The organism is Lacinutrix mariniflava (assembly GCF_001418015.1).
In the GTDB taxonomy this organism is placed as follows: Bacteria; Bacteroidota; Bacteroidia; order Flavobacteriales; family Flavobacteriaceae; genus Lacinutrix; species Lacinutrix mariniflava.
Map to the genome: position 1 here is coordinate 19,959 of NZ_LIQG01000024.1, position 26,140 is coordinate 46,098.

The 26,140-nt window shown below is 31.6% G+C and carries 22 protein-coding genes and 2 tRNA genes; 9 read left to right on the forward strand and 15 right to left on the reverse strand.

All coding sequences use genetic code 11. The features are described 5' to 3' along the window. Positions 1 to 30: 30 nt before the first annotated feature. The gene (locus tag ASC44_RS06715) at positions 31 to 1,596 is read right to left on the reverse strand and encodes a glycerol-3-phosphate dehydrogenase/oxidase (RefSeq protein WP_241491416.1); all 1,566 of its coding nucleotides are present in this window, start codon (positions 1,594 to 1,596) and stop codon (positions 31 to 33) included. Positions 1,597 to 1,739: 143 nt separating this feature from the next. On the opposite strand from ASC44_RS06715, the gene ASC44_RS06720 reads away from it, so the two are divergent. Both ASC44_RS06720 and ASC44_RS06725 read left to right on the forward strand, forming a co-directional pair. Next, positions 1,740 to 2,495, forward strand: a complete 756-nt coding sequence (locus ASC44_RS06720; protein WP_055446846.1) for a DeoR/GlpR family DNA-binding transcription regulator — start codon at positions 1,740 to 1,742, stop codon at positions 2,493 to 2,495. 17 nt (positions 2,496 to 2,512) lie between these two features. Then, positions 2,513 to 3,994, forward strand: coding sequence for a sulfatase family protein (locus ASC44_RS06725; protein ID WP_055446847.1), 1,482 nt, complete (start codon positions 2,513 to 2,515; stop codon positions 3,992 to 3,994). A 449-nt stretch (positions 3,995 to 4,443) separates the two neighbouring features. Here ASC44_RS06725 and ASC44_RS06730 read toward each other — a convergent pair. From ASC44_RS06730 to mutS, 3 genes are all read right to left on the reverse strand, one after another. Then, positions 4,444 to 4,527 (reverse strand) — tRNA-Leu (locus ASC44_RS06730). Between the two features lie 30 nt (positions 4,528 to 4,557). Then, positions 4,558 to 4,629: transfer RNA gene (locus ASC44_RS06735), tRNA-Gly, on the reverse strand. 96 nt (positions 4,630 to 4,725) lie between these two features. Next, on the reverse strand, positions 4,726 to 7,338 hold the full coding sequence (gene mutS / locus ASC44_RS06740) for a DNA mismatch repair protein MutS (RefSeq protein ID WP_055446848.1): 2,613 nt from the start codon (positions 7,336 to 7,338) through the stop codon (positions 4,726 to 4,728). 182 nt (positions 7,339 to 7,520) lie between these two features. On the opposite strand from mutS, the gene ASC44_RS06745 reads away from it, so the two are divergent. From ASC44_RS06745 to ASC44_RS06755, 3 genes are all read left to right on the forward strand, one after another. Then, complete coding sequence (locus tag ASC44_RS06745; RefSeq protein WP_055446849.1) at positions 7,521 to 8,060, forward strand: RNA methyltransferase; 540 nt, start codon at positions 7,521 to 7,523, stop codon at positions 8,058 to 8,060. Between the two features lie 6 nt (positions 8,061 to 8,066). Then, on the forward strand, positions 8,067 to 8,249 hold the full coding sequence (locus tag ASC44_RS06750; RefSeq protein ID WP_055446850.1) for a hypothetical protein: 183 nt from the start codon (positions 8,067 to 8,069) through the stop codon (positions 8,247 to 8,249). A gap of 184 nt (positions 8,250 to 8,433) precedes the next feature. Next, a complete protein-coding gene (locus tag ASC44_RS06755; protein ID WP_161805007.1) occupies positions 8,434 to 8,655 on the forward strand; it encodes a hypothetical protein in 222 nt (73 codons plus the stop codon). A gap of 17 nt (positions 8,656 to 8,672) precedes the next feature. Here the strand turns inward: ASC44_RS06755 and ASC44_RS06760 are convergent, their stop codons facing one another. Both ASC44_RS06760 and folK read right to left on the reverse strand, forming a co-directional pair. Continuing rightward, complete coding sequence (locus tag ASC44_RS06760; RefSeq protein ID WP_055446852.1) at positions 8,673 to 11,021, reverse strand: hypothetical protein; 2,349 nt, start codon at positions 11,019 to 11,021, stop codon at positions 8,673 to 8,675. Between the two features lie 87 nt (positions 11,022 to 11,108). Then, a complete protein-coding gene (gene folK, locus ASC44_RS06765) occupies positions 11,109 to 12,233 on the reverse strand; it encodes a 2-amino-4-hydroxy-6-hydroxymethyldihydropteridine diphosphokinase (protein WP_055446853.1) in 1,125 nt (374 codons plus the stop codon). Positions 12,234 to 12,573: 340 nt separating this feature from the next. On the opposite strand from folK, the gene ASC44_RS06770 reads away from it, so the two are divergent. Both ASC44_RS06770 and rpsU read left to right on the forward strand, forming a co-directional pair. After that, on the forward strand, positions 12,574 to 15,264 hold the full coding sequence (locus tag ASC44_RS06770; RefSeq protein WP_055446854.1) for an AsmA family protein: 2,691 nt from the start codon (positions 12,574 to 12,576) through the stop codon (positions 15,262 to 15,264). A 101-nt stretch (positions 15,265 to 15,365) separates the two neighbouring features. After that, positions 15,366 to 15,560 (forward strand): 30S ribosomal protein S21, encoded by a 195-nt coding sequence (gene rpsU, locus ASC44_RS06775; RefSeq protein WP_055435594.1) that lies wholly within the window; start codon positions 15,366 to 15,368, stop codon positions 15,558 to 15,560. A gap of 535 nt (positions 15,561 to 16,095) precedes the next feature. Here rpsU and ASC44_RS06780 read toward each other — a convergent pair. Then, positions 16,096 to 16,590 carry a Clp protease N-terminal domain-containing protein gene (locus ASC44_RS06780; protein WP_055446855.1) on the reverse strand — a complete coding sequence of 165 codons (495 nt, stop codon included), beginning with the start codon at positions 16,588 to 16,590 and terminating at the stop codon, positions 16,096 to 16,098. Between the two features lie 12 nt (positions 16,591 to 16,602). Continuing rightward, on the reverse strand, positions 16,603 to 17,397 hold the full coding sequence (locus ASC44_RS06785; protein WP_055446856.1) for a DUF2797 domain-containing protein: 795 nt from the start codon (positions 17,395 to 17,397) through the stop codon (positions 16,603 to 16,605). A 43-nt stretch (positions 17,398 to 17,440) separates the two neighbouring features. On the opposite strand from ASC44_RS06785, the gene ASC44_RS06790 reads away from it, so the two are divergent. Further along, entirely contained in the window at positions 17,441 to 18,955 is a 1,515-nt protein-coding gene (locus ASC44_RS06790; protein WP_055446857.1) for a GH3 auxin-responsive promoter family protein, read from the forward strand. Between the two features lie 179 nt (positions 18,956 to 19,134). On the opposite strand, the gene ASC44_RS06795 is transcribed toward ASC44_RS06790, so the two are convergent. The 7 genes from ASC44_RS06795 to ASC44_RS06825 all read right to left on the reverse strand — a co-directional run bounded on the left by ASC44_RS06795 (position 19,135) and on the right by ASC44_RS06825 (position 25,387). After that, the gene (locus ASC44_RS06795) at positions 19,135 to 19,656 is read right to left on the reverse strand and encodes a GNAT family N-acetyltransferase (RefSeq protein ID WP_055446858.1); all 522 of its coding nucleotides are present in this window, start codon (positions 19,654 to 19,656) and stop codon (positions 19,135 to 19,137) included. A 66-nt stretch (positions 19,657 to 19,722) separates the two neighbouring features. Next, positions 19,723 to 20,955 (reverse strand): ATP-dependent Clp protease ATP-binding subunit ClpX, encoded by a 1,233-nt coding sequence (gene clpX / locus ASC44_RS06800; protein WP_055446859.1) that lies wholly within the window; start codon positions 20,953 to 20,955, stop codon positions 19,723 to 19,725. Between the two features lie 96 nt (positions 20,956 to 21,051). After that, entirely contained in the window at positions 21,052 to 21,726 is a 675-nt protein-coding gene (gene clpP, locus ASC44_RS06805) for an ATP-dependent Clp endopeptidase proteolytic subunit ClpP (protein WP_055446860.1), read from the reverse strand. A gap of 217 nt (positions 21,727 to 21,943) precedes the next feature. Further along, positions 21,944 to 23,272: a trigger factor gene (gene tig / locus ASC44_RS06810; RefSeq protein ID WP_055446861.1), complete on the reverse strand. Its 1,329-nt coding sequence runs from the start codon at positions 23,270 to 23,272 to the stop codon at positions 21,944 to 21,946. Between the two features lie 97 nt (positions 23,273 to 23,369). Next, the gene (locus ASC44_RS06815; RefSeq protein ID WP_055446862.1) at positions 23,370 to 23,723 is read right to left on the reverse strand and encodes a phage holin family protein; all 354 of its coding nucleotides are present in this window, start codon (positions 23,721 to 23,723) and stop codon (positions 23,370 to 23,372) included. Positions 23,724 to 23,745: 22 nt separating this feature from the next. After that, positions 23,746 to 24,510 (reverse strand): alpha/beta fold hydrolase, encoded by a 765-nt coding sequence (locus tag ASC44_RS06820; protein ID WP_055446863.1) that lies wholly within the window; start codon positions 24,508 to 24,510, stop codon positions 23,746 to 23,748. Between the two features lie 163 nt (positions 24,511 to 24,673). After that, on the reverse strand, positions 24,674 to 25,387 hold the full coding sequence (locus tag ASC44_RS06825) for a pyridoxine 5'-phosphate synthase (protein WP_055446864.1): 714 nt from the start codon (positions 25,385 to 25,387) through the stop codon (positions 24,674 to 24,676). A gap of 93 nt (positions 25,388 to 25,480) precedes the next feature. On the opposite strand from ASC44_RS06825, the gene ASC44_RS06830 reads away from it, so the two are divergent. After that, positions 25,481 to 26,140: a CBS domain-containing protein gene (locus ASC44_RS06830; RefSeq protein ID WP_055446865.1), complete on the forward strand. Its 660-nt coding sequence runs from the start codon at positions 25,481 to 25,483 to the stop codon at positions 26,138 to 26,140.

The following is a 26,140-nucleotide window of genomic DNA, read 5'->3' on the forward strand; positions in this document are numbered from 1 at the left end:
TATTGAAGAAAATTTTCGAATAAATGTATATTATTTTAAAACGTATTGGTCTGAAATTTCTATGAATTCAGATATTTGCTGTGTTCTCCAACCGTCTGTTTCATTTAGCTCCAAACGAATAATTTCACCAACCATTGGTGCAATTTCTATAGCAGCTTTAGCATCTAAAAATAGCACTCTCACACGTCTTGCTAAAACATCTTCAATGGTTCTTGCCATTTCATGTCGTACCGCAAAAACAACCTCAGCTTTTGTAAATTGTAATCTTGGATGCAAGCGTTCAGACAAACTAGGATTTTCTTCAATTAATTTCTCAATTTTCTTTTTATCCGTTCCATAAATATATAAATGGTTGGAACGATCTACAGTACCATTTGCTCCATGAATAAGTAAATCTTTCGTTGCGCACTTCGCGCTAGGTAATTTTTTTAATTCAATTATCTTATCTACAGTATCTTGAGCCATACGTCTATAAGTAGTCCATTTCCCTCCAGTGATGGTGATTAATTCAGAATCTGAAACTATAATTTTATGACTTCTAGAGATTTCTTTAGTTTTTTCAGATTTATCTTTTGGAGCCGCTAATGGGCGCAAACCAGCAAAAACACTCAACACATCGTCCTTAGTTGCTTTTTTATTTAGATACCTATTGGCAGTTTCAAGGATAAAATCTACTTCTTCGTCTAATGGTTTTGGCTCTAAACTATGACTATCTAATAATGTATCTGTTGTTCCTACAACTACTTTATCATGCCATGGCACCAAGAATAATACACGACCATCATCCGTTTTCGGGATCATGATTGCATCGTTTCCTGGCAAGAACGACTTATCAAAAACCAAATGAACACCTTGACTTGGTCTAATAGTGTTTTTAGCAGAAATATCATCCATTTTTAAAACCTCATCGGTAAAAACACCTGTGGCGTTAATTACTGTTTTTGCATGTAATACATATTCTTTATTTGTTTCTGCATCAATCGCGACAACACCATTAACTATGCCTTTTTCATCCTTTAAAAGATTTTTAACTTTACAATGATTTATAGCAGTTGCTCCATTTTCTATGCAACTTTGCGCAATGTTTATGGCTAACCTAGAATCATCAAACTGACCATCATGATATACCACTCCTCCTTTTAGACCAGACGCCTTTAGAGTAGATAACCTTGATATAGTTTCAGATTTCTTTATTCTAACAGATTTCCCGAAGCTCAATTTCCCTGAAAGAAAATCGTAAACCTTTAATCCAACCGTGTAAAAAATATTATCCCACAATCTATAATTAGGAATAATAAAAGATTGATTACTCACTAAATGTGAAGCATTTTTAAGCATTAAGCCTCTCTCGTACAAAGCTTCACGCACGAGATCAATATTACCTTGAGCTAAATACCTAACACCTCCATGCACCAACTTAGTACTTCTACTTGACGTTCCTTTTGCAAAATCGACTTGCTCTAGCAATAATGTTTTATATCCTCTCGTTGCACAATCTAAAGCAACTCCCAATCCTGTCGCACCACCACCAACGATAATAACATCCCAGTTTTTAGGAGTTTCTATCTCATTTATTAAGGCTTCTCTTTTGAACACTGATTCTTTTATTTTTTACAATTAGTTTCAAATATATTAAAATTAATCCAAAATGAAACAAAACGAAACTAAATTTTGATAAACCGAAATAAACTATAGAATATAATCACTTCATATTGCTTCGTTTTTATATATTTGTTTATATGAAGAGACACGAAGACATACTAAATAGGCTTGCTAAAGAAAAACACCTCGAAGTTTTAGAACTATGTGAGATTTTAGATGTATCTGCAGTAACAATTAGAAAAGACTTAAAACTTCTAGAACAAAAAGGACTATTACATAGAACTCACGGCGGAGCATCTCTAGAAAATCCTTACATCAACGAACGTACTGTTATTGATAAGGAGAAGGTTTCCGTAGAAGAAAAAAATGGCATAGCCCAAATGGCTGCTAGCAGAATTGTAGAAAACGACTCTATATTAATTGCATCAGGAACAACGGTTCAAGCACTATCTAAATTTATTCAACCAAAAAACAAATTAACAGTAATTACATCTTCTCTTCATGTTGTGTTAAACTTAATTCACGATAAGAGTATTGAAATCCTTCAACTTGGTGGCTACATTAGACATAGTTCCGCTTCTGTTATTGGTAATTACACTGAATATATCTTAAAGAATATTTCATGTAGTAAATTATTTTTAGGTGTTGATGGTATTGATTTGGAATATGGTTTATCGACAACCAATTTAGAAGAAGCTGAACTGAACAAAAAAATGCTGAATTCTGCTCAGAAAATTATTGTTTTAGCCGATTCTTCAAAGTTTGGAAAAAAGAGTTTTGCTCGCATATGCGACCTGTCTCAAATACATGAAATAATTACCGACAAAGGCATCTCCAGTTCCATTATAAAAAAACTTAAAGAGAAAGATATTAAAGTAACCATCGTTAATTAGAAATAAAATAAATTAAGATGAAACAACCGCTATTAATCCTCTTATTAATCACCCTACTTTCTTGTAACTCACAAAATAATAAGGAAATAGCTATAACTCAAGAAAAACCTAACATCCTCCTAATTATAGTTGACGACCAAGGTTATAATGATTTCTCTCCTTTTAAAGATCACGACAAAACCATTTCTACACCCAATATCACCAGACTTGGACAAGCTGGAACTGTGTACGCACAAGCTTATGTTACCGCACCCGTCTGCAGCCCATCGAGAGCAGGAATTATAACAGGAAAAAACCAATTTAGATGGGACAAACCCGCAAGTTGGGGACCAGGATTACCAAGTAATGTTAAGACAATTGCCGAATATCTAAAAGAAGCTGGTTATGCAACTGCTAAAATTGGTAAAAATGATTTAGGTAGAAATTTTCACAAAAATGATGTTAGAGAATACCCATTAAATCATGGTTACGACGAGTTTTTAGGATTTTCTGCTCACGCACATGATTATTGGCTAAATTCTCAAAGTATTAAAGACCGCACGCCAGATCCATTTGGCACCAGCGCTTTACTTGGCCCACTAATGCATAACATGGGTGAGAAAAGTTATGAAGAAGGCTATTTAACAGATATCTTTACAGATGAATCTATAGCATTTTTAAAACAAAAACGTACCAAGCCTTTCTTTTTAACTCTATCTTATAATGCAGTCCACCATTTAATTCACGAAGTGCCAAAAAAATATTTAGATAAGTATAACGTCAAAGAAATCCCAAATTACGAACCAGACAGCTTGATGGCTTTTAAAAAACACGATGCAGGAACATACTCTGCTTATTATGACAAATACTCTAGAATTGGAGCCATAAATAAAAATGATTTACGCTACTACTACTTAGCCAACTTAAATTGTTTAGATGATAATATTGGACGCATACTTGACGCATTAATAGAACAAGAATTAGACAAGAATACATTGATTGTTTTCATATCAGATAATGGAGGCTCTCCATTAACAGGTTCTAACAACGCACCACTAACAGGAGGAAAATATTCACTTTGGGAAGGCGGTATAAGAGTACCAATGGCAGTAAGTTGGCCAGGAAAAGTAGAAGCCGGAAGAATAGAAACTAAATACGTATCTGCAACAGATATTTTGCCAACCCTAGCAAAAGCTGGAGGCGCAGTTATTACAGATAAAGACATTGACGGAATAGACCTTTTCGAAGACGCTAAAGACGATAGACTATTGGTGTGGAAATGGCAAAAAACTTGGGCAGTACGTAAGGGTAAATGGAAAATAACAAACGCAAAAGAAAACCATTGGAAGAGCGAACCATCTACTCAATACATAGCTCCAATTAGAGACGATTTAACTATTAAGCTATTTGATGTAGAAAATGATCCTGGAGAACGTAACGACGTATCTAAAATGCATCCAGAAATTGTAAAAGAACTAGAAGACAACTATAAAGCTTGGTGCGAAGTTAATATCAAATAAGAAGACCATGTCGTTCTTTACATCACCATTGCGTTTTTTAGCACAAACAAGATTTAGCACCACCGAAAGAAGCATCCTGAAGCCCAAAAGTTCCTGCTTTCGAAAATGTACAATACTTCTTCATCTTCTAAATTAAAAAAACTGTGAATTCAATAAAAAAAGACCTTTTACGCTTTAAATTGAGAATAACTTAATACAATGTTCTGGCAACAGTAGTGATGATTATCTACATCGAATACTTACCTTAAAAATTTAAAAAAATATAATTGGTTTTTCGACTCTTACTCTCATAAGGCTATATAACAATTGAGAGGTTGATTCTATTGAAGACTAAAATTAAAATCAAGGTTCATAAAAAAAAAAACATCACTTTTAGCTTACCATAAAAGAGGATTCTGAAATGTCTTTAAAACAGAAAAGTCGAAACTTTCGTTTCGACTTTTCTTTTGTACTGAAGACGGGACTTGAACCCGTACGTCCTAATGGACATTGGATTTTAAGTCCAACGTGTCTACCAATTCCACCACTTCAGCATTGGAATTATTTTAATAAAAATATCTCAGAGCGAAAGACGAGATTTGAACTCGCGACCCCCACCTTGGCAAGGTGATGCTCTACCCCTGAGCTACTTTCGCAGTGTTTTTATGAACAAACAATATTGCTATTGCGGTTGCAAATTTAAGTCTTTTTTACAAATACCAAAGCGTTTTCGTAAAAACTTTTGATTTTTTTTATTTTTTTTCAGTCTTCACCAGCATACGCTTAATTTCATTTAATTTCATGAGCGCTTCAACAGGCGTAAGCGTATCAATATCAGTTGATAGTATTTCATCTTTAATTTGTAGCAGTAATGGGTCGTCTAAATTAAAAAAACTTAATTGCATCTCATCTTTTATCGATTTCACCTTATCTGTGAGTTCTTCGCTTGAATGTGATCGTTCTAATTTCTTTAAAATGGTATTTGCACGATGCAAAACCTGCTGAGGCATACCTGCTAATTTTGCAACATGAATTCCAAAACTATGCTCACTACCTCCTTCAACGAGTTTTCTTAAGAAAAGAACATTGTCTTTTAATTCTTTCACCGAAACATTGAAATTTTTAATACGACCAAATGTTTCGGTCATTTCATTAAGCTCGTGATAATGCGTTGCGAATAACGTTTTAGCTTTTGCTGGATGCTCATGTAAATACTCACTAATTGCCCAAGCAATCGAAATACCATCATAAGTACTAGTTCCTCTTCCTATCTCATCTAAAAGCACCAAACTCCTTTCTGAGATATTATTAAGGATTGATGCCGTCTCATTCATCTCTACCATAAAAGTAGATTCTCCCATAGAAATATTATCGCTTGCGCCTACTCTAGTAAAGATCTTATCCACTAAACCTATTCTTGCACTTTTTGCAGGCACAAAACTTCCTATTTGAGCCAATAGAACGATTAGAGCTGTTTGTCGCAGTATTGCAGATTTACCAGACATGTTTGGCCCAGTAATCATTATTATTTGCTGCGTTGTTCTATCTAAAAACACGTCGTTAGCAATATACGCTTCACCAATTGGTAATTGTTTTTCAATTACTGGATGGCGACCATCTTTTATTTCTAAATCGTGAGAATCGTCTATTGTAGGATAAACGTATTTATTATCTTTTGCTAATTGTGCAAAACCACATAAACAATCTAGTTGTCCAATTAAGTGTGCATTTTGTTGAACAGGCTTTATATATTGATGCATCCAAATCACTAACTCCGAAAACAATTGTTGTTCGATTGCTAATATTCTTTCTTCGGCTCCAAGTATTTTACCTTCGTATTCTTTTAACTCTTCGGTAATGTAACGCTCTGCATTTACTAAGGTTTGCTTTCTAATCCATTCTTCTGGAACCTTATCTTTATGCGTATTACGTACTTCTATATAATAACCAAAAACATTGTTAGAGGCTATTTTCAAGGAAGTGATTCCAGTACGTTCACTTTCTCTTTTAAGCATTTGATCCAAGTAGTTTTTACCTGAAGTCGATAATCCTCTAAGCTCATCTAATTCGGTAGAAAAGCCTTCAGCTATACTATTTCCTTTTAAAACATTTACTGGAGCTTCTTCGTTTAGTGTTTGTTTGATTTTACCTCTCAACACATCGCAGCTCTGTAAAGTATCTCCAATAATTTTTAGAGATTCATTTTCACTTTTAGATGACAATTCTTTTATTGGAGTTATAGCTTCTAAAGAATTTTTAAGTTGAATAACCTCTCTAGGACTCACCTTCCCTGTAGCTACTTTAGATATTAAACGTTCAATATCTCCAATACTTTTTATGTGATCTTGAATTTTTTGATGTACATTTTTATTACCCTTTAAAAAAGACACCACTTCGTGACGTTGTTTTATTTTTTCGACATTCTTTAATGGCAGTGCTAACCAACGTTTTAATAAACGGCCTCCCATTGCTGAACTTGTCTTATCGATAACATTAAGTAAGGTTACAGCATTATTATTTGTAGAATTGTATAATTCTAAATTTCTAATAGTAAATCGATCCATCCAAACATACTCATCTTCGGCTATTCTAGAAACCGAGGTTATATGCTGTAATTTATTATGTTGCGTTTCTGCTAAATAATGAAGAATAGAACCTGAAGCAATAATCCCTTCGTTTAAATCTTCGATCCCAAAACCTTTTAACGATTTTGTACTAAAATGCTTAAGTAATGTTTCGTTAGCGTAATCGGTTTGATATACCCAATCTTCTAAATTAAAAGTATGAAAATCGCTACCAAAACTCTCGTTAAACTGAAGTCGTTTTTGCTTAGACACCAACACTTCACTTGGATTAAAATTCTGAAGTAATTTATCTATATATTCTTGATTGCCTTGACTAGTTAAAAACTCACCAGTTGAAATATCTAAAAACGAAACTCCAATTGTAGTTTTCCCGAAGTAAACAGAACATAAAAAATTGTTTGTTTTAGACTGTAAAACCTCATCATTAAATGCAACACCAGGCGTTACCAATTCTGTAACACCACGTTTTACAATATTCTTTGTTTGTTTTGGATCCTCTAACTGATCGCAAATAGCAACACGCTCTCCAGCTTTTACCAGCTTAGGCAAATAGGTGTTTATAGAGTGGTGCGGAAAACCAGCAAGCTCTATTTCACTTTCGCTTCCTGCTCCTCTTTTGGTAAGAGTAATCCCCAAAATACCAGCAGCTTTTATAGCATCGCTTCCAAAAGTTTCGTAAAAATCTCCAACACGAAATAGCAATAAAGCATCTGGATATTTTGCTTTTATAGCATTATACTGCTTCATTAACGGTGTTACTTTTTTCGTTTTTGCTGCCAAAGAAATTTTGTTTTGAATGTTATTGGATATAAGTTTGCAATGTAACTAAATATTGATTTTTTTTGAAATCAATTTTAATTTAGTTATTTATTAATTATTCACAATTTAATTAGAAGAGATTGCTACAATTCAACTGCTCATAATGCAGACTTAGCAAACTTGCAACAATAATAGATTGATTTATGCGCAAACTAAAAAATAGCGAACTCGACAGATTAAGTGTTGATGGCTTTAAACAAGCCAACAAAACACCTATAATTGTTGTTCTTGATAATATTAGAAGTTTAAACAATATTGGTTCTGTTTTTAGAACAAGTGATGCCTTTTTAGTAGAAAAAATTTACCTATGTGGCATAACCGCAACTCCACCACACAAGGATATTCACAAAACAGCATTAGGAAGCACAGATACGGTAATCTGGGAACACGTTGAGAACACTGTTGAATTAATTGAGAAGCTAAAAGCTGAAAATGTAAAAATTTGCGCGATAGAACAAGCGGAAAATGCAACGATGTTAAATGATTTTAAAGCTGAAGCCGATACAACTTATGCTCTTGTTTTTGGGAACGAAGTTAAAGGCGTTGCTCAAGATGTGGTTTCAAAAAGTGATGTCGTTATTGAAATTCCGCAGTTTGGAACTAAACATTCTCTTAACATCTCTGTTAGTTGCGGTGTTGTAGTTTGGGACTTGTTTTCGAAATTAAATACTTTAAAAGCTTAAATTTATATGAAAATAAAATTTTTAATATTAGCCGTTTTACTTGTAACAATTACGAGCTGCACAAAAAACAAATACAATCTAACAGTAGCCGACAAAGCCTATTTAAACAAAACGGTAGACTCTATTTTTGATTTAGACCAGAACGTTAGACTTCATTTTAATACTATAGATAAAAAAATACAACGTTAATAAGAATACGTTCTCTAAAACTGAAGATTTTAAAAGACGGTATTTAGATTCATTAACCTACCCTATTTACCAAAAATCTATAGATAGCGTTTGGAGCATCTTAAAAATTAACGATAGCCTAAACACCAAGTTACTAATAGACTTAACAAAGGACTATGGATTCCCTAACAATAGAAGATTAGGAGTGCAAAGATCTAAAGCTTATATGATATTTACACATACGGCAAACTATTATAAAAAAGAAGTTGAAGGCTTGGTTAACAAAGAACATGAAGCCGGTAGAATGATAGAATATAAAAAAGAATATATTTTATGGCATATTCGAGGTAGAAACGGGTTACCTCCAGCATCAAGCCCTAAAGAAAAAGCTATTTGGCAGAAACCTTTGGATAGAGAAAACAAATAAAATCTAATTCTATTTTCTTAGTCAAACTTAGCGTTTTCTAATTTAGAAAAGCCACTAATTAATTGGCCTTGATTTGAAAAACCTTGAACGGAAAATAGTAGCCCTTTTTCTAAAAATTCATCTTTAAGTTTAAAAACGACTTCTCCATTTGCATTGGATATTAAATTTGGCTTCCAGTCTATTTCTTGATTCTTCTTGTCTGAATTTGTAGAATATAATGGTACATAATATTTTTTTGCTTTATTATACCCATCTTTAAAAACGTAGTTTCTGAAATTATTTGTTGTACCATTTTTGTAAAATTTATTTGTAAAAATAGCAAGCCCATCTGCATAAGGAAGAACTAAAGGATGAAAAGCGATATCTTCAATTAAACTCATATCAATGCTAGTTATCGATTCTAGAGGCATACCAAAATCTAACGGAAACACCGGACTACCATCTATTGTTACAACAACAAGCCTTCTACCATTTATAATAAAGCTACCCTGAACAGTTTTACGTATATCATAAGCTCTGTCTTTTTTCAAGTAATCCTCAAGTGTGAAATTTTCCATTTTAAATTTTTCTGGTATCTCCAATAAAGAATATGCACCAATCTTAAAAACCTCTTTCCTATGCTTTTTATCAAAGGCTTTTCTATCTAAAAAAGCTTGACTTTTTTTCTTAGTTTCTAGATCTACTGTTTCTAAATTATAAACACCATCTTGTTTATCATAACTAGAAACTACAGTAGAACTATTTAAGTTTTTCCTTTCAGATAATTTAAATTCTTTTACATACTTATGGCTAAAAACATAACTAAGCTTATGGTTTTTTGGTGAAATAGAATCGAATTTAATTTTTTTTGGCCTCCTTTTCACAACCTCTTTTTCTATGAAAGCCAGTTTTACAGAATCCCCTTTAAAAGCTACTAAACTATTAAACGAAAAAGCGGTTTGACTATTTAAAAATTGCCTAGTAATTAATTGACCACCCGTTGTAAACACACCTAGATTATTTGTTAACACCGGACTTAATTCTCCTTTTACAGAAAATCCTGTTTCGGAAGCATGTGTTAATTTTGGATTTAGTTTATTAACAAATGTATCCTGAGAATACTGTGTCCAACCCTGAGTTAACAATAACAAATCTAAATACGCTTCTCGATTTTTATGTTCTTTATTAAAATAAAAACTAGGCTTCTCTATAAAACCCTTCACATAAGGCGTTAAATACATTGCACTAGCAATATCCGTTTCGCTTGTATAATTAGCATTTGAAGATAAAACAGAAAGACTAATATTACTTTTTGAGGTTACGTCTTTCATCTTAAGTTTATATATAATTGAGTCTTCGAGCTTGTTTAATCTTTCTATTAAAAAATCGTTTTTAATTTTCCCTCGCACAAAAAACTTACGCTCTAACACAGGCTTGTTATTTTCTAAAACAGAGACAGCATTCACACCTTCTAAAAAATCTTCTTTACTAAAAGTAAAAGTCTTCTTATTAGAATCTTTAAAATTAACTTCAAGATGATCTATAATATTATTATTCTGATGAAATAACAATACATAATCATTTAAATCTTTGCTATCACTTGCCAATAATTGAAACTTAACGACGTCTTTATTACTCCCAATTCTACTAATAGCAACACCTGTTTTACTAGCTATTGGTAATGCTTTATTTAGTATAGTATCGTTTACTTCTATTATAGCCTTATAGCTTTCGTTTTTCTCGTATTTAAATTGCGATTTAGACATTCCTAAATGCATACTTGAGAACAATGCAACTTCCTCGTTTTTGGAATTAACTATTCTTCCCTTATAATCACATCCTTTCCCATTTATTAAAACCTTAACACCAACTGTATTTTTAACATTTTCTAAAAAACGCCCACCTTCTGGAAAAAACTGAATATCGTAAATAGCCTTTGAAGTTATTTTATTCTGAACGTTTTCACCAATTGTAATTTTGGTAATAAACTTATTTTGCTCTCCAAAATTTAACATGTTATTTGTATGTGCTTGGATAAAATACTCGCCAGAAGCTAAATTTTCATTAAGCTCAAACTGATTATTCCCAACGCCATCTTTTATATAAACGTTTTTTGTTTCAATTAGATTTCCATCTCTAGAAAACAAACTAACATATACTAATGCCGTTTTAGACGAAGGTTTATTATTGTTGTTAGCAACATAGACTTTATACCAAATGACATCTTCATTTAAATAAGTTGTTTTATTTGTATGAATAAATATTTTCTCAAAAAGCAATTGCTCTTTCTCTAATGAAGAAATAATTGAATCAATAGGTTTGTTTTGACTAAATACATTAAATGAAAAATAAAGGAAAACTAACAAAAAGAGTGTAATTATTCTCATATGACTGTTGGCTTAAAACTAAATATAAACTTTCTAACCAAAATAACAAAATTCTAGCACTTTTTACGTTAAAAAACTAATTGCTAGCTATTTACAAATAGCATCTAAAACAAATAAATAATCTTCACGGTTTTTTACAAAATCACGATCTGAGATATCGATTATCTTTACATTAAGTTCTGTTTGGTTTTTTAAAAAATCTAAATAACCAGAGTTAATTTTATCAAGATACTCGCTATCTATATTCTGCTCGTATTTTCTACCGCGTTTCTTAATGTTTTCTTTAAGTCTTTCTGTGTTTTGATACAAATAAACGTAAAGTTGAGGCTTTGCAATATCTTTATACATTAAGTAGAACAGCTTTCTATATAACTTAAACTCGTCTGGTTGCAGTGTGATTTTAGAAAAAATTAGCGACTTAAAAATATCATAATCGCTAACAATAAAATCCTTAAACAAATCGAGCTGAGATAAATCGTCACTTATTTGCTGGTACCGATCTGCAAGAAAAGACATTTCTAAAGTAAAAGCGTAACGCTGTGCATCTTCATAGAACTTTGGAAGAAAAGGATTGTCTGCAAAACGTTCTAAAATGAGTTTAGCATTATAATCTTGAGCTATTTTTGTAACCAAACTTGTTTTTCCCGCTCCAATATTTCCTTCAATTGCAATGTAATTGTATTTCGAAAAGTCGTGTTGCTTACTTGGGTTTTTCAACCAAATACTTACTGCTTCTAAAGCACTTTCATCTTCACATTCGGCTAACAAAACAGAAATCTGTTTACCTAAAACAGGATGCTTATATTTAGATGCAATAGAATGCAAAGGCTCTAAAACAAACTTACGGTTGTGCAATTCTGGATGCGGCACTTTAAGAGACTTAGTATCAATCAACAGCTCGTCTATAAATAAGATATCTAAATCTATAATTCTAGATTCATAACCCTTTTTTCTAGTTCTAATTCTACCTAAGTCTGTTTCTATCGCTAACAACTCTCTAAGTACTTTATTAGGTGTCAAATAACTCTCAACCAATAAACAGGCATTAAAAAAATCGTCTCCCTCAAAACCCAAAGCAGGAGTTTTAAAAATTTTAGATATAATTTTTACTGTTCCAATTTTTAAATGAATAGCATCCACAGCAGCTTGCAAATTTTTAAATTTGTCGCCTTTATTGCTTCCAAGAGATATATAAATTTTTTGTGAATCCATTTTTAATCGAGAAGGCAAAATAACTAAAAGTAAATGGTTTACTTTAAATTTAGTTCAAGAACTTATTAACGAATCTATAGAAAGATTTTTACAAATACCTAGACTGCGCTCTACAAGACACTTGCAAACAAAAACAATCGTAAAACCTAACGTTTTTTTTACATTGGTATGTTTATTTCTATTAGTAAAACCTTGATTTTAAAATTAAATGAAGAAATTAGCCTTTTATTATAAATGCTAAACTTTTATTAAAATCTTTGATAACACAACTAAATACTTAGATTGTACGTAAATACTAAACTTAACAAAACTAAATCTATCCCCTAACTCGGGTTTAAATATGAAGAAAATATTAAAAATCACAGGTATCTCGCTGTTAATTATAGTTATACTTTTATTAGTTGCGCCCTTTATTTTTCAGAATCAGATAAAGAACATGGTTCGTAACTTTATTAATAATAGCGTGAATGCCAATGTTGAGTTTGCTGATGTTAGCTTAAGTTTTTTAAGTAGTTTTCCGCAGGCCAATGTTACAGTCGATGTTCTTAAAATAACCAATTTTGAACCTTTTAAGGATGAAACGCTAGCGAGCGTAAAATCCTTATCCTTCGATATGTCTATTAAAGAACTTTTTAAAAAGGCAGATGAAGGGCCAGTTGTTGTTAATTCTATTTATATAGATGAAGCACTTGTTAACCTAAAAATAAACAAATTTGGAGATGCTAATTACGACATTGCCAAGGAGAAAGAAAACACAGACGCAAGCACTACAGAAAGTGGAAATTTCTCTTTAAGTATTGAAGATTATGCGATAACAAAAAGTGTATTCACCTATTTAGATGAAGGATCGAATACAAAACTTCATGTTACAGAATTGGATCACTCTGGAAATGGAACGTTTTCTGAAAGTGTTTCTGAACTAAATACAAAAAGTGAAGCTAATGTTACACTAAGTATTGATAGTACCGAATACTTGAGTAACAACCGCATTAAATTAGATGCTTTAATAGATCTTGATTTAGAAAACAGCAAATACACTTTTAAAGAAAATAAAGGTTTGGTAAATGACCTCCCTTTAGAATTCTCAGGTTATTTGCAACTGGTTGAAGGTGGTCAAGATATTGATATTACTTTCCAAAATCCTGGTTCAACTTTTAAAGACTTTTTAGCAGTTATTCCTAAAACATACTCTAAAAACATTAGTAATGTTGAAACTAGTGGAAACTTTAAAGTAAATGGAAAGATTAAAGGATTGGTAACTGAAACAACTATACCTACTTTAGATATCAACATTGCATCTAATAACGCATCGTTTAAATATCCAGACTTACCAAAACGTGTTGAAAATATTAGCATTAATGCTGCTATAAAAAATACTACTGGTAATGTGGATGATACTTTTTTAGACTTAAAAACACTTAATTTTAAAATTGACGAAGATGAATTTAAATCTTCGGCTGTTGTAAAGAACCTTACCAAAAACATGCTTGTAAACGCCAATATTGATGGTGTTTTAAATTTAGCAAACGTTACTAAGGCCTATCCTATAGAACTTGAAAATAAACTTAGCGGTATTATTAAAGCAAAGCTTAACACTAGTTTCGATATGAATGCGATAGAAACAAATGCTTATGATCGTATTAAAAACAATGGTAATATTAGTGTAAATGATTTCGTGTTTTCGTCTGCAGACATTGTCAATCCATTAAATATATCTCAAGCTAATGTTAGCTTTCAACCAGGTACTGTAACCTTAGAAAATTTTAAAGCTACAACTGGAAAAACAGATTTAAACGCAACAGGAACCATTAATAATCTATTAGGCTTTTTATTAAGCGATAAGAAGCTAAAAGGTGATTTTAATGTTATCTCAAACACCTTTTTAATTAGCGATTTTATGGTTGAAGGCGGAAGCGACAGGCCTGTAAACCAAAGCGCAGAACCAAACGATGCTCTTAAAATTCCAGCATTTCTAGACTGTACAATTACAGCAGATGCAAAAACGGTGGTTTACGATAATTTAACGCTTACTAATGTAAAAGGTAAATTATTAATTAAGGACGAAACTGCTAATCTACAGAACGTAACTTCAGATTTATTGGGCGGAAACCTTAACATGTCTGGCTTAGTAAACACTAAAAGCAAAACACCTACTTTTAAAATGGATTTAGGTATGAGCAATTTTGATATCTCTCAATCTTTTAAAGATTTAGATATGCTTCAAAACTTAGCGCCTATTGCAAAAGTACTGCAAGGAAAACTAAACAGTGCGATTACCCTAAGCGGAACTTTAGGAGATGACTTTACACCTCTTATGAGCTCTATTTCTGGTGGTGCTTTAGCCGAATTACTAACCACTAAGGTAGAGCCAAAAAATGCGGCTTTATTTGATGCTTTAACAAGTAAATTAAGCTTTATCGATTTCGATAATCTAGATTTAAAAGATTTAAAAACAGCTTTAAAATTTGAAAATGGCCGTGTAAACATCGCACCTTTTAATCTAAACTACAAAGACGTTGGTATTACAGTGGCAGGAAATCATGGTTTCGATAAATCTATGGATTACAATGTTGTTTTTAATGTACCTGCAAAGTATTTAGGAGGAGAAGTTAATAGACTTATTGGTAAAATAAACGATAATGACGTTAATAAAATAAGCATTCCTATAACGGCAAATTTAACTGGGTCGTTTACAAGTCCTACTGTAAAAACCGATTTAACAAGTGGCGTAAAAGACTTAACAACTCAGTTAATAGAAATTGAGAAGCAAAAACTCCTTAACGATGGAAAAGATAAAATTAAAAATCTGCTAGGCATTAACGGAAGCAACCAAACCACTAACGACAGTACTAGCACTCAAACTAACTCTCCTGTTAAAGATGTTATAAAAGATATTTTCTCAAGCGGAAATACACCAAGCACAAACCCAAGTACACCTACAGATTCGACTAAACAACCTGTTAATGTCGTAAAAGATGTTTTAGGTGGATTGTTTGCAAAAAGCAAGAAGAAAAAAGACACAATTAAATAATATTAAAATAAATTATAAAAATTGTATAAGTCTATTGTTTAAATTAAAAGATAAACTTATATTTGCAACCTGAAATTTAAGAATACACATAATATAAAGATATGTTAAGAATAGAAATTAAAGACGGAGAAAATATAGAAAGAGCTTTAAAACGTTACAAAAGAAAGCACCGTAACATTAAAGTAATGCAGAACTTAAGAGAAGGTCAACACTTTACTAAGCCATCTGTAACACGTCGTCGCCAAATTCAAAAAGCATCTTATATCCAAGGATTAAGAGACGCAGAAAACGTATAGTACATACTTTTTCTTTTATAATATACAAACCTTGCATTCTTTTGAATGCGAGGTTTTTTTGGTTTGTTCTGTTTAGATGATTTATATTTAAAGAATGAACTTCGTTTTTACTGAGTTTGCATCAATTTAATAAAGATTGAGAATGGATTGGAGATTTAACACGATATGGTTTGAATAAATAAATCAAAAAAAAAACTTAAAATCAAATCTGAATTTAATAAATAAAAATACTAAAAGTTTTAAGACTAAGCTCTTGTGAGAATTTAGAAAACTTAGATTTCCTAAAGAAATTCCCTAACTTAATAGACTTCAGGTTTAGCAATACAACAATATTAAATGGCGATTTAACTCCAATTCTAAATCATCCTACGATTTCGTTTAGTTGGCTTTACGAATAAACATCATTACAACTATAAAGACACACAAACAACAAATGAACTGAGTCTTAAATCATCAAATGAGTTTAAAGATTTTGTTTACATAGGAGACTATATAACTTTCAAATATAAAAACACAAATATTAACATTCTAAAAATCACTTTTTTATAAATCTAGGAAAACCTATTGTCACAAAAAATATATTTTTTCCTAAAATCTCAAAAAACGATTTTGTATTAGTTTCTTTTAAGATTTGATAGTCTTTTTTAAAAGAACTATAAGTAACCCCAATACTCCTAAGATGTTTTCCCGCTAAGCTATCTTTATCGGCTAGCATTGCAAAAAGAACATGTTCTGGCTTAACTGTATGTTGATTATAAACCCAAGAATAAAAATTTGAATTCTTGATAGAGTTCTCAAACTCTCTTAATAAAAAGTACTTATCAAGAATCTCTGTCGCTTCATCTCTGAGCAAAGCCTCTTCAATAGGACCAAAATCCCAATTATTACTTTTTATTATTTTTCCAGCAATACCTTTAGAATCTTTTAATGCTAAGAGAAAGTGGTAGGAAAAAATAAATCTACTTTCATACTGAATAGCTAGGTCTCTACTATTTTTGATTATATTATTAAATTCCTCATTAAACACCATTTCAAAAAAAACTTAAACAATCTCAATACTGACTACTTTCCCTTCATTACCTCGAATATTACAAACAGTATCGTCTTCAAAAATAAGATACTGTCCTTTTATACCTTTTAAAACACCTTCAAAACTACCTACTTTTTCAATGTTTAGACTTTTAGGTTTAACAGGATAAGATAGTACAGGAAACTCTAAATGTGTTTCATTATTATTTTCTATAAAATACTCTTGAGCTTCGGCAGGAATGTATTGTTTTAGCTTGTCTTTCCACTCTACCAAACTTTCATCGACTACATCGTTTTTAAGCATGGTTCGCCAGTTGGTTTTATCTGCTACATAATCTTTTAAAGCAACTTCTGTAATACCTGCAAGATAGCGATTAGGTACTTCTACAACTTCTATAGCTTCGTGGGCACCTTGATCTATCCAACGTGTTGGCACTTGTGTTTTTCTAGTTACTCCAACTTTTACATTGCTAGAATTCGCTAGATACACAATATGTGGTTTTAACTGTACTTTTTTTTCGTATTCTAAATCGCGATCTTCTTTATCTAAATGCGCAGTACTTAATTCCGGTCTCATAATCCAATCTCCTGCTTGAGGCATATCGAAAAAACAACTTTTACAAAAGCCTTGTCTAAAGATTGGTTTGTCTAAACTACAGTTTAAACATTGGTGCTTAACAAATTTAAACTTCAATGTTTTATTTAATAATTGATTCATATTAATGAAATCGTTTTCGAAAACTAAATAATATTGAATTGGGCTAGAAAATTCTGTTGCCATTTTTGTTAGCACGCCTTGGTAAGTCATAAAAAAAAGTATTATTTTTAGTGTCTAAATATACCATAAATATATGCCAATTACTTTAGTAAATTCTATAGCTTCATGGTTTTTAAAGAAACGGTTTCACCAAATCGATTTATTCTTAAAATATCCAAACGAAGTACAAGAAGAATTATTATTTAACTTAATTGAAACAGCTAAAGGCACTGAGATTGGTAAACAGTATGATTATTCTTCTATTAAAACTTATGCAGAATTTGCCAATAGAGTTCCTGTAAAAAACTACGAAGGCTACCAAGATTTATTTGAGCGGTCTAGACTAGGAGAGCATAATATATTTTGGCCTTCCCCAATAAAATGGTTTGCAAAATCTAGCGGTACAACTAGTGCAAAGAGCAAGTTTATACCGGTGAGTCAAGACTCTTTAGAAGATTGTCACTACGCTGCAAGTAAAGATTTATTGTGCATGTATCTAAATAATAATGAAAACTCACAACTCTTTACAGGAAAAGGTTTAAGACTAGGCGGAAGTAAAGAATTATATAAAGAAAATGGAACTGCTTTTGGAGACTTAAGCGCCATATTAATAGATAATATGCCTTTTTGGGCAGAGTTTAGCAGTACTCCAAGCAACAAAGTTTCTTTAATGAGCGATTGGGAGAACAAAATGGCTGCTATTGTAAACGAAACGATAAATGAAAATGTGACTAGTTTAGCAGGCGTGCCTTCGTGGATGCTAGTTTTACTTAATGATGTTCTAGATAAAACCGAAAAGGACTCGCTATTTGATGTTTGGCCAAATCTAGAAGTTTACTTTCATGGAGGCGTTAGTTTTAACCCATATGTTCTACAATACAAAAATATTTTACCAAAAAAGGATTTTAAATATTATGAAATCTATAATGCCTCTGAAGGTTTTTTTGCTATTCAAGACTTAAACCATTCTAGTGAGTTATTATTAATGCTTGATTATGGTATTTTCTATGAGTTTATTCCAATGGACGTTCATGGTACGCCTAGCGAACGTGTTATTCGATTAAGCGAAGTAGAAAAAGGCAAAAATTACGCAGTAATTATCACTACAAATGCTGGGTTATGGCGTTACAAAATTGGTGACACTGTTAGATTCACATCTATTTCACCTTATAGAATAAAGGTTTCAGGAAGAACAAAACATCACATTAATGCCTTTGGTGAAGAGTTAATTATTGAAAATGCAGAAGATGCATTAAAGAAGGTTTGTAAGAAAACGAAAAGTGAAATTGTAGATTATACTGCTGCTCCAATATTTATGGAAGGCAAAGAAAAAGGTGCTCATGAATGGTTAATTGAGTTTAAAACACCTCCAAAAGATATTGACTACTTTAACGAATTGTTTGACAATGCCTTGAAGGCCTTAAATTCGGATTATGAAGCCAAACGCTACAATAACATTACATTAAATAAGCCAAAAATAAACATAGCTAGAACAAAATTATTTTATGATTGGCTGAAACAAAACAACAAATTGGGCGGACAACATAAAGTACCACGCTTATCTAACACTCGAGATTATATCGACGAATTAATAAAATTGAATAATTAATATAAAGACGAGTCTTTATTTATTAAAAAAAACAATAATAAATAAAATAATTATTTGAAAATCAAATAATTATCGTTAAATTCACTTTGCTATTATTCGACTATATCCAAATTGAAGAGGTATTAATTAGTTAATCCATATTCAAGAAAAACCACTCCTAATTTTTTATGAGTGGTTTTTTATTTCTCTAAAGTATATATTCTATTTTTTGGAAAACCTGGATCTTCTCTTTCTTCCTCAAATACAAACCCATTTGCAATCAGTAGTTTCTTTGAGTCTTCATTTTCAGTATGCGTAAAAGCCTCAATTGTATTTAAATTAAGATCTTTAAACCCTAAACAAATAACTACTTGTAAAGCCTCAGACATGTAACCTTTCTTAAAATAGTCCGGTAACAAATCGTAACCAACCTCAGCTGTTTTCCTATCTTCAGAAAAATTCCATAAACAAATACTTCCAATTTTTTTATTAGATTCCTTATCTATTAAAGTCCAACTAATAGATTTATCTTCCTCTAAGAAACCCATTAGTTTATTAATGTGAGCCACTGCTTCTTCTTCCTTTGTATACAAAGGTTGCATAATGTATTTTCTAACAATTGGACTAGATCTAGAAGCATAAACATGAGCAACATCCTCCATGTTGGTATTTGTAAACACAAGCCTATCTGTTTCAGGATTTTTTAAATTTGATAGTTTCATTTTATAAGAAATAAAAAAGCCTACTTTATAAAAAAGTAGGCTTCAATTAATAGTGTCATTATATTTTTAAGAAACTGCCTTTAATTTCTTAATAGTATTTTTAGATATTTTTTGTTCGGCGTAAGCCTTAGTAACATTTATTTTCTTAGTATCACTTCCTGGTAGTTCGAACATTGCATCTGTTAAAATCTCTTCACATAAAGAACGCAATCCTCTTGCTCCTAATTTATATTCTATAGCTTTACCAACTATAAAATCTAAAGCACCATCTGTTATACTAAACTCTATCTCATCCATAGAGAAAAGCTTTTTATACTGCTTAATAATAGCATTTTTAGGCTCTGTTAAAATAGCTCTAAGCGTTGCAGCATCTAAGGGATCCATATAGGTTAACACAGGTAATCTTCCAATAATTTCTGGAATTAAACCAAAGTCTTTTAAATCTTTAGGAATAATATACTGTAATAAATTATCGTTATCTACAACATCATCACTAATTGACGCGCTATAACCAACGGCTTGCATGTTTAATCTTTTAGAGATCACACGATTTATACCATCGAAAGCTCCACCAGCAATAAATAAAATATTCTCTGTATTTACTTCTATAAATTTTTGATCTGGATGTTTACGACCTCCCTTTGGCGGCACATTTACCACTGTTCCTTCTAATAATTTAAGTAATGCTTGTTGCACACCTTCTCCGGAAACATCTCGAGTTATGGAAGGATTATCACTTTTACGAGCAATTTTATCTATCTCATCTATAAAAACAATACCTTTTTCGGCTTTCTCTAAACTGTAATCTGCTGCTTGTAACAAACGTGTTAATATACTTTCTACATCTTCACCTACATATCCTGCCTCAGTTAATACTGTTGCATCTACGATAGCTAAAGGCACATTAAGCATTTTAGCTATTGTTTTCGCCATTAAAGTTTTACCTGTTCCAGTTTCACCAACCATAATAATATTCGATTTTTGAATTTCGATATCATCATTTGATGGTGGCTGCAATAGACGTTTATAGTGGTTATATACTGCTACAGACATCACTTTCTTAGTAGACTCTTGCCCAATAATATACTCATCTAAGAACGTTTTAATTTGCTGTGGTTTACGCAACATAAGCTCCGCAGATAAATCTTCGCTATCGCTCTCCTTAGATTCCTCTATTACAATACCATGCGCTTGCTCTATACAGCGATCACAAATATGTGCATCTAAACCTGCAATTAATAAACTTGTTTCTGGCTTTTTTCTACCACAAAACGAACATTCTAATTCTTCCTTTGCCATTTTCTTTCAGTTAAAAGTGAAAAGCGAAAAGTGAAAAGTTCTTACTCGATCTTTTCAAAGTTCATTTAACTTAACTCACTAATGCATTATATAATTTTATTTACGAGCTAAAATCTCGTCAATCATTCCGTACTCTTTTGCTTTATCAGATTTCATCCAATAATCACGATCACTGTCCTCGAAGACTTTGTCGTAATCTTGACCAGAATGCTTACTTATAATTTTATAAAGCTCTTCCTTTAAAATTAAGATTTCGCGAGCTGTAATTTCTATATCACTTGCTTGACCTTGTGCTCCACCTAAAGGTTGATGAATCATGACACGAGAATGTGTTAAACCACTACGTTTCCCTTTTGCTCCTGCACACAATAAAACAGCTCCCATTGAGGCTGCCATTCCTGTACAAATAGTTGCTACATCTGGTTTAATAAATTGCATAGTATCATAAATACCTAATCCTGCATATACACTTCCTCCTGGAGAGTTTATATACATTTGAATATCCTTATTAGCATCTACACTTTCTAAAAATAAAAGCTGTGCTTGTACAATATTTGCAACATTGTCGTTAATTCCCGTCCCTAAAAAAAGGATACGATCCATCATTAATCTTGAAAACACATCTAATTGCGAGATGTTTAATTGACGCTCTTCAATAATATAAGGCGTCATGTTTTGAGGTGTAACACTACTAATGATTTTATCATAGTACGTACTACTTATTCCTTGGTCTTTTATAGCAAATTTTTCGAATTCTTTTCCGTAATCCATATGTATTTATTGAATTTGATATTTTTGTTTAGCTCCTGAATCACTTCAGGAACGCTTAAATGTATGGCTAAATCAACAGTTGTCAAACTTTTTATGTTGAATTTAACGCTAATAAAATAGGCATTGAATTGTAATTAATTCAATGCCTAAATATAATGATTTTATAATTAAATTCCCCAAGTACTACAACTGCACTTAGTGAGACATTTTAATAAAATTATTTATCTCCGTAAACCTCTTTTACAAACTTATCGTAACTTAATTCTTTAGTTTTTACGTTTGCTTTTTCTTTGTAAAGTCCTAATAGTTTCTGGCTCACCACTTGTTCGCTTAAGCGCTTTACTTCTTCTTGGTTAGATAATACTCTAGCTGCTATATCGTCAAGCTCTTTATCACTAGGATTCGTTTGACCAAATTGTGCCATTTGCACTTTAATCATTGCCTTAGCACTTTCTTTTACATCTTCGAAATCAACTTTAATATCATTAGCCTGCATTAACTTAGCTTCAATTAACTGGTAGCGTAAGCTCTTTTCAGACTTCTGGTATTCCTCTTTTGCAGTTGCCTCATCCATAGGATTCTCTCCCGCAGATTGCATCCATTTTGTTAAAAATTCTGCTGGTAAATCGAATTTAGTATTTGCTACTAAATCTTCTGTAACATCATTTAAAAACTTCTGATCTGATTGCTGAATGAATTGCTTTTCAGCATCCTCTTTAATCTTCTCTTTTAATTCTGAAACTGTTTTTACGTTATCTTTTCCAAATAACTTATCAAATAGCTCTTGATCTAATTCTGCTGGCTCACGTTTATTAATTTCAGTGACTTCAAAAGCAACTTCAATATCTAAACCGTGTGCTTTATCATGCTCTAATTTTAATGCATGCATTAACTCGTGATCATCTTCGTAAAGGCCTTTTGTATTTAATGTAATAACATCTCCAGCCTTAGCTCCTACAAATTTCTTTTCTGTTGCTTTACCTTTAAACTTATCTAAAGTTAAAGTTACAGTGTTTTCAATTTCTTCAGCTTCATTTTTATAAACTCCAGTAATTTCACTGTCTTTAGCAACTTCTGTTAAAGCTACTAATGTTCCGTATTGCTTCTTGATGTTTTCAACTTGATCATCAATTAACTTGTCGTCTGCAACAATATTATAATGTGTAATATCTTTTTTACCTGCTAAATCTACATCAAATTCTGGTGCAAGACCTAATTCGAAATCAAAAGAAAAACTATCTGAATCCCAATTGATATCGTCCTGAGCTTTTGGTAAAGGTTGACCTAAAACATCTAACTTTTCTTCAGCTAAATATTTATTTAATCCTTCTTGAATTAGTTTATTAACCTCATCAACTAATATCGCTTTACCGTATTGCTTCTTAACCATTCCCATAGGCACTTGACCTTTTCTAAATCCAGGAATGTTTGCCGTTTTTCTATAATCGACTAAGATTTTTTCAACTTTAGCTGTATAATCATCTTTCTCGATTAATACTGTTACTACAGCATTTAATGCGTCTTTATTTTCTCTTGTAATATTCATCTTGAATAATCTATTTAATGTAACTAAAAATGGAGTGCAAAAATACTAATTTTTTACACTCCATCAAAGTTTTTAACGTATTGGATTTCAACCCTTATTATACTTTCTCTTTATCTGTTTTCATAAATGAATGCAGCACCGATTGCAAGATTGACAATAGGATACTAAATAAAATTGCCCACCAGATATTAACTACCGAGAAACCATCGATTAATTTATCTGCAAAAAGAATTATTGCTGCATTTATTACTAATAAAAACAATCCTAATGTTACTATTGTTATTGGTAATGTTAGTATAACCAATAATGGCTTTACTAATAAGTTTAAAATTGATAATACAACTGCTACAATTATTGCAGACGCATAGCCATCTACTTGCACACCACTAAGAACATTAGCTAATACAAATACGGCTAACGCATTTAAAAGAAGTTTAATTATTAAGTTCATGATTGTTTGTTTTTAAATATTTTTAATTTACAAAATTGATTACTGCACTGTAAAAATCTTTAGGATTTTCAGCATGCAACCAATGTCCTGCATTTTCGATAGTTTCAATTTTAGCGTTTGTGAAATGAGATTTAATTATAGGTTCATCTTGAGTTGCTATGTACTCACTTTTATCACCTTTTAAAAATAGTGTATTACCTTCAAATTTTGAGTGTATTGGTAATGCCTCCCCAACTTCACTAACATTATCTGTTAGCGCTTCAAGATTCATTCTAAGCCCTAAAACTCCTTTCTCTACCCAATATAGGTTTTTTAAAAGAAACAGCCGTGTTCCATAATCACTAACATAATTAGACAACTGCTCCTCTGCTTCTCCTCTGCTTTTTAGTGCATTAAAATTCAAATTAGCTAAACCTTCTAATATAGCATCGTGATGAATTGGGTAAAAACGTGGTGAAATATCTGCTATTATTAATTTGTTGACATATTCGGGAAATTGCGTAGAAAACAACATTGCTGTTTTTCCTCCCATAGAATGACCAAGTAAAATAATATCTTTTAAGTCATGCGTATCGCAATAGGCTTTTAAATCTTGAGATAAAAGATCGTAATTAAAATCTGCACTATGAAAACTTCTACCATGATTTCTCTGATCTACTAAATGTACTTGAAAACCTGCTTCGGCAAATTGTTTCCCTAAAGTTTTCCAGTTATCGCTCATACCTAAAAAGCCATGAAGTATTACAAATGGTTTTCCCTCTCCTATTATATTAGAATGTAATTGCATTGTTTATTTGTTACACAGAGATTCGCTGTGGGTTAAACTCGAGTTTTTCTTGACACAATCTACACCTGCGTTCACAGATCGTTCATGCTTACTCTTATTTTATAATTTCATTAATTTATGAATTAATTTTCATTTGAAACTGTAACTTCAACTAAAAACTATTCTACTTCAACTTATTCAAATACATATTAACAACATTTTCTATACCTAAATATAAACTTTCTGAAATTAAAGCATGCCCAATAGACACCTCTAATAATCCTGGAATATTTTGCTTAAAAAACTGAATATTATCTAGAGACAAATCGTGACCTGCATTTACGCCTAATCCTATTTTATTTGCAAGTTCAGCACAATCTGCATATGGCACTATTGCATTTTTATTTCCTAAATGGTATTGCTCCGCAAACCCTTCAGTATACAATTCTATTCTATCTGTTCCTGTTGCTTTTGCTCCTTCAATTTGCTTGTTATCTGGATCTACAAAAATGGATGTACGAATATTATTTCGTTTAAATTCTGCAATAACTTCGCTTAAAAAATCTTTATGCTTTATAGTGTCCCAACCTGCATTACTCGTTAAAGCATCTATACTATCTGGAACTAATGTTACTTGCGTTGGCTTTATCTCAAGAACCATATCTACAAATTTCGAGATTGGATTACCTTCGATATTATATTCTGTGTGTACAATTGGTTTTAAATCGTAAGCATCTTGGTAGCGAATATGCCTTTCGTCTGGTCTTGGATGTATAGTTACACCTTCTGCTCCAAAACGCTGTACATCTTTTGCAAACTGAACTACATTTGGAGTATCTCCTCCTCTAGAATTTCTTAATGTTGCTATTTTATTTATGTTTACGCTTAATTTTGCCATTTTAAATATGATTTAATATGTACAAAAATACAAAGTAGATACACGAGATTGTTCTTATTTTTAATTAATTTGCATAAAATTGAAAGACACACTATGAATCTTCTAGATTACATAATAAACGATATTAAACCACTATTAAATACTGACAAAGTTAAAGAGATTCAGTTACTTTTTAATCAGTTAACCTATTCTCACATTCCAATTAAAAATGCGGAAGATGTTTATTTAGGTTGCATTTCTGAAAACGATGCACATTGTTTTGATAGCGAAAAACCAATTCAAGACTATCGCTATTCTGGCGAAGGTTTTTTTGTAAGAGAAGACACCAATTGGTTAGATGTACTTGAGGCGTTTGCTCAAAACTCAGCTAACATCATGCCTGTTTTAAGCAACAAAAATGTCTATTTAGGCTATTATGAATTGAATGACATTATTACTCTTTTTAACGAAACACCATTTTTTTCGGAAGCTGGAGCTGTATTAATTATAGAAAAAGGAATAGCAGATTATTCTTTTAGTGAAGTTAGCCAGATTGTAGAATCTAACGATGGGAAAATTTTAGGCGCATTTATTTCTAAATTAGAAAATGATGTCGCACAAATTACTTTAAAAATAGGTAATGCTAATTTAAACGAAATCATGCAAACCTTTAGACGCTACAGCTATAACATATTATCTGGACACGAAGACGATAGTTATTTAATAGGCCTTAAAGAACGTTCTGATTATTTAAACAAATACCTAAATATATAA

Coding starts and splice junctions, on each gene's coding strand:
- ASC44_RS06750 (WP_055446850.1), top strand. CDS start 8,067: ATGAAAATAAAATTTTTAATATTAGCCGTTTTACTTGTAACAATTACG.
- ASC44_RS06790 (WP_055446857.1), top strand. CDS start 17,441: ATGCCAATTACTTTAGTAAATTCTATAGCTTCATGGTTTTTAAAGAAA.
- rpsU (WP_055435594.1), top strand. CDS start 15,366: ATGTTAAGAATAGAAATTAAAGACGGAGAAAATATAGAAAGAGCTTTA.
- ASC44_RS06795 (WP_055446858.1), bottom strand. CDS start 19,656: ATGAAACTATCAAATTTAAAAAATCCTGAAACAGATAGGCTTGTGTTT.
- tig (WP_055446861.1), bottom strand. CDS start 23,272: ATGAATATTACAAGAGAAAATAAAGACGCATTAAATGCTGTAGTAACA.
- ASC44_RS06760 (WP_055446852.1), bottom strand. CDS start 11,021: ATGAGAATAATTACACTCTTTTTGTTAGTTTTCCTTTATTTTTCATTT.
- folK (WP_055446853.1), bottom strand. CDS start 12,233: ATGGATTCACAAAAAATTTATATATCTCTTGGAAGCAATAAAGGCGAC.
- ASC44_RS06785 (WP_055446856.1), bottom strand. CDS start 17,397: ATGACTTACCAAGGCGTGCTAACAAAAATGGCAACAGAATTTTCTAGC.
- ASC44_RS06720 (WP_055446846.1), top strand. CDS start 1,740: ATGAAGAGACACGAAGACATACTAAATAGGCTTGCTAAAGAAAAACAC.
- ASC44_RS06780 (WP_055446855.1), bottom strand. CDS start 16,590: ATGGTGTTTAATGAGGAATTTAATAATATAATCAAAAATAGTAGAGAC.
- ASC44_RS06830 (WP_055446865.1), top strand. CDS start 25,481: ATGAATCTTCTAGATTACATAATAAACGATATTAAACCACTATTAAAT.
- ASC44_RS06725 (WP_055446847.1), top strand. CDS start 2,513: ATGAAACAACCGCTATTAATCCTCTTATTAATCACCCTACTTTCTTGT.
- ASC44_RS06745 (WP_055446849.1), top strand. CDS start 7,521: ATGCGCAAACTAAAAAATAGCGAACTCGACAGATTAAGTGTTGATGGC.
- ASC44_RS06815 (WP_055446862.1), bottom strand. CDS start 23,723: ATGAACTTAATAATTAAACTTCTTTTAAATGCGTTAGCCGTATTTGTA.
- clpX (WP_055446859.1), bottom strand. CDS start 20,955: ATGGCAAAGGAAGAATTAGAATGTTCGTTTTGTGGTAGAAAAAAGCCA.
- clpP (WP_055446860.1), bottom strand. CDS start 21,726: ATGGATTACGGAAAAGAATTCGAAAAATTTGCTATAAAAGACCAAGGA.
- ASC44_RS06820 (WP_055446863.1), bottom strand. CDS start 24,510: ATGCAATTACATTCTAATATAATAGGAGAGGGAAAACCATTTGTAATA.
- ASC44_RS06770 (WP_055446854.1), top strand. CDS start 12,574: ATGAAGAAAATATTAAAAATCACAGGTATCTCGCTGTTAATTATAGTT.
- ASC44_RS06825 (WP_055446864.1), bottom strand. CDS start 25,387: ATGGCAAAATTAAGCGTAAACATAAATAAAATAGCAACATTAAGAAAT.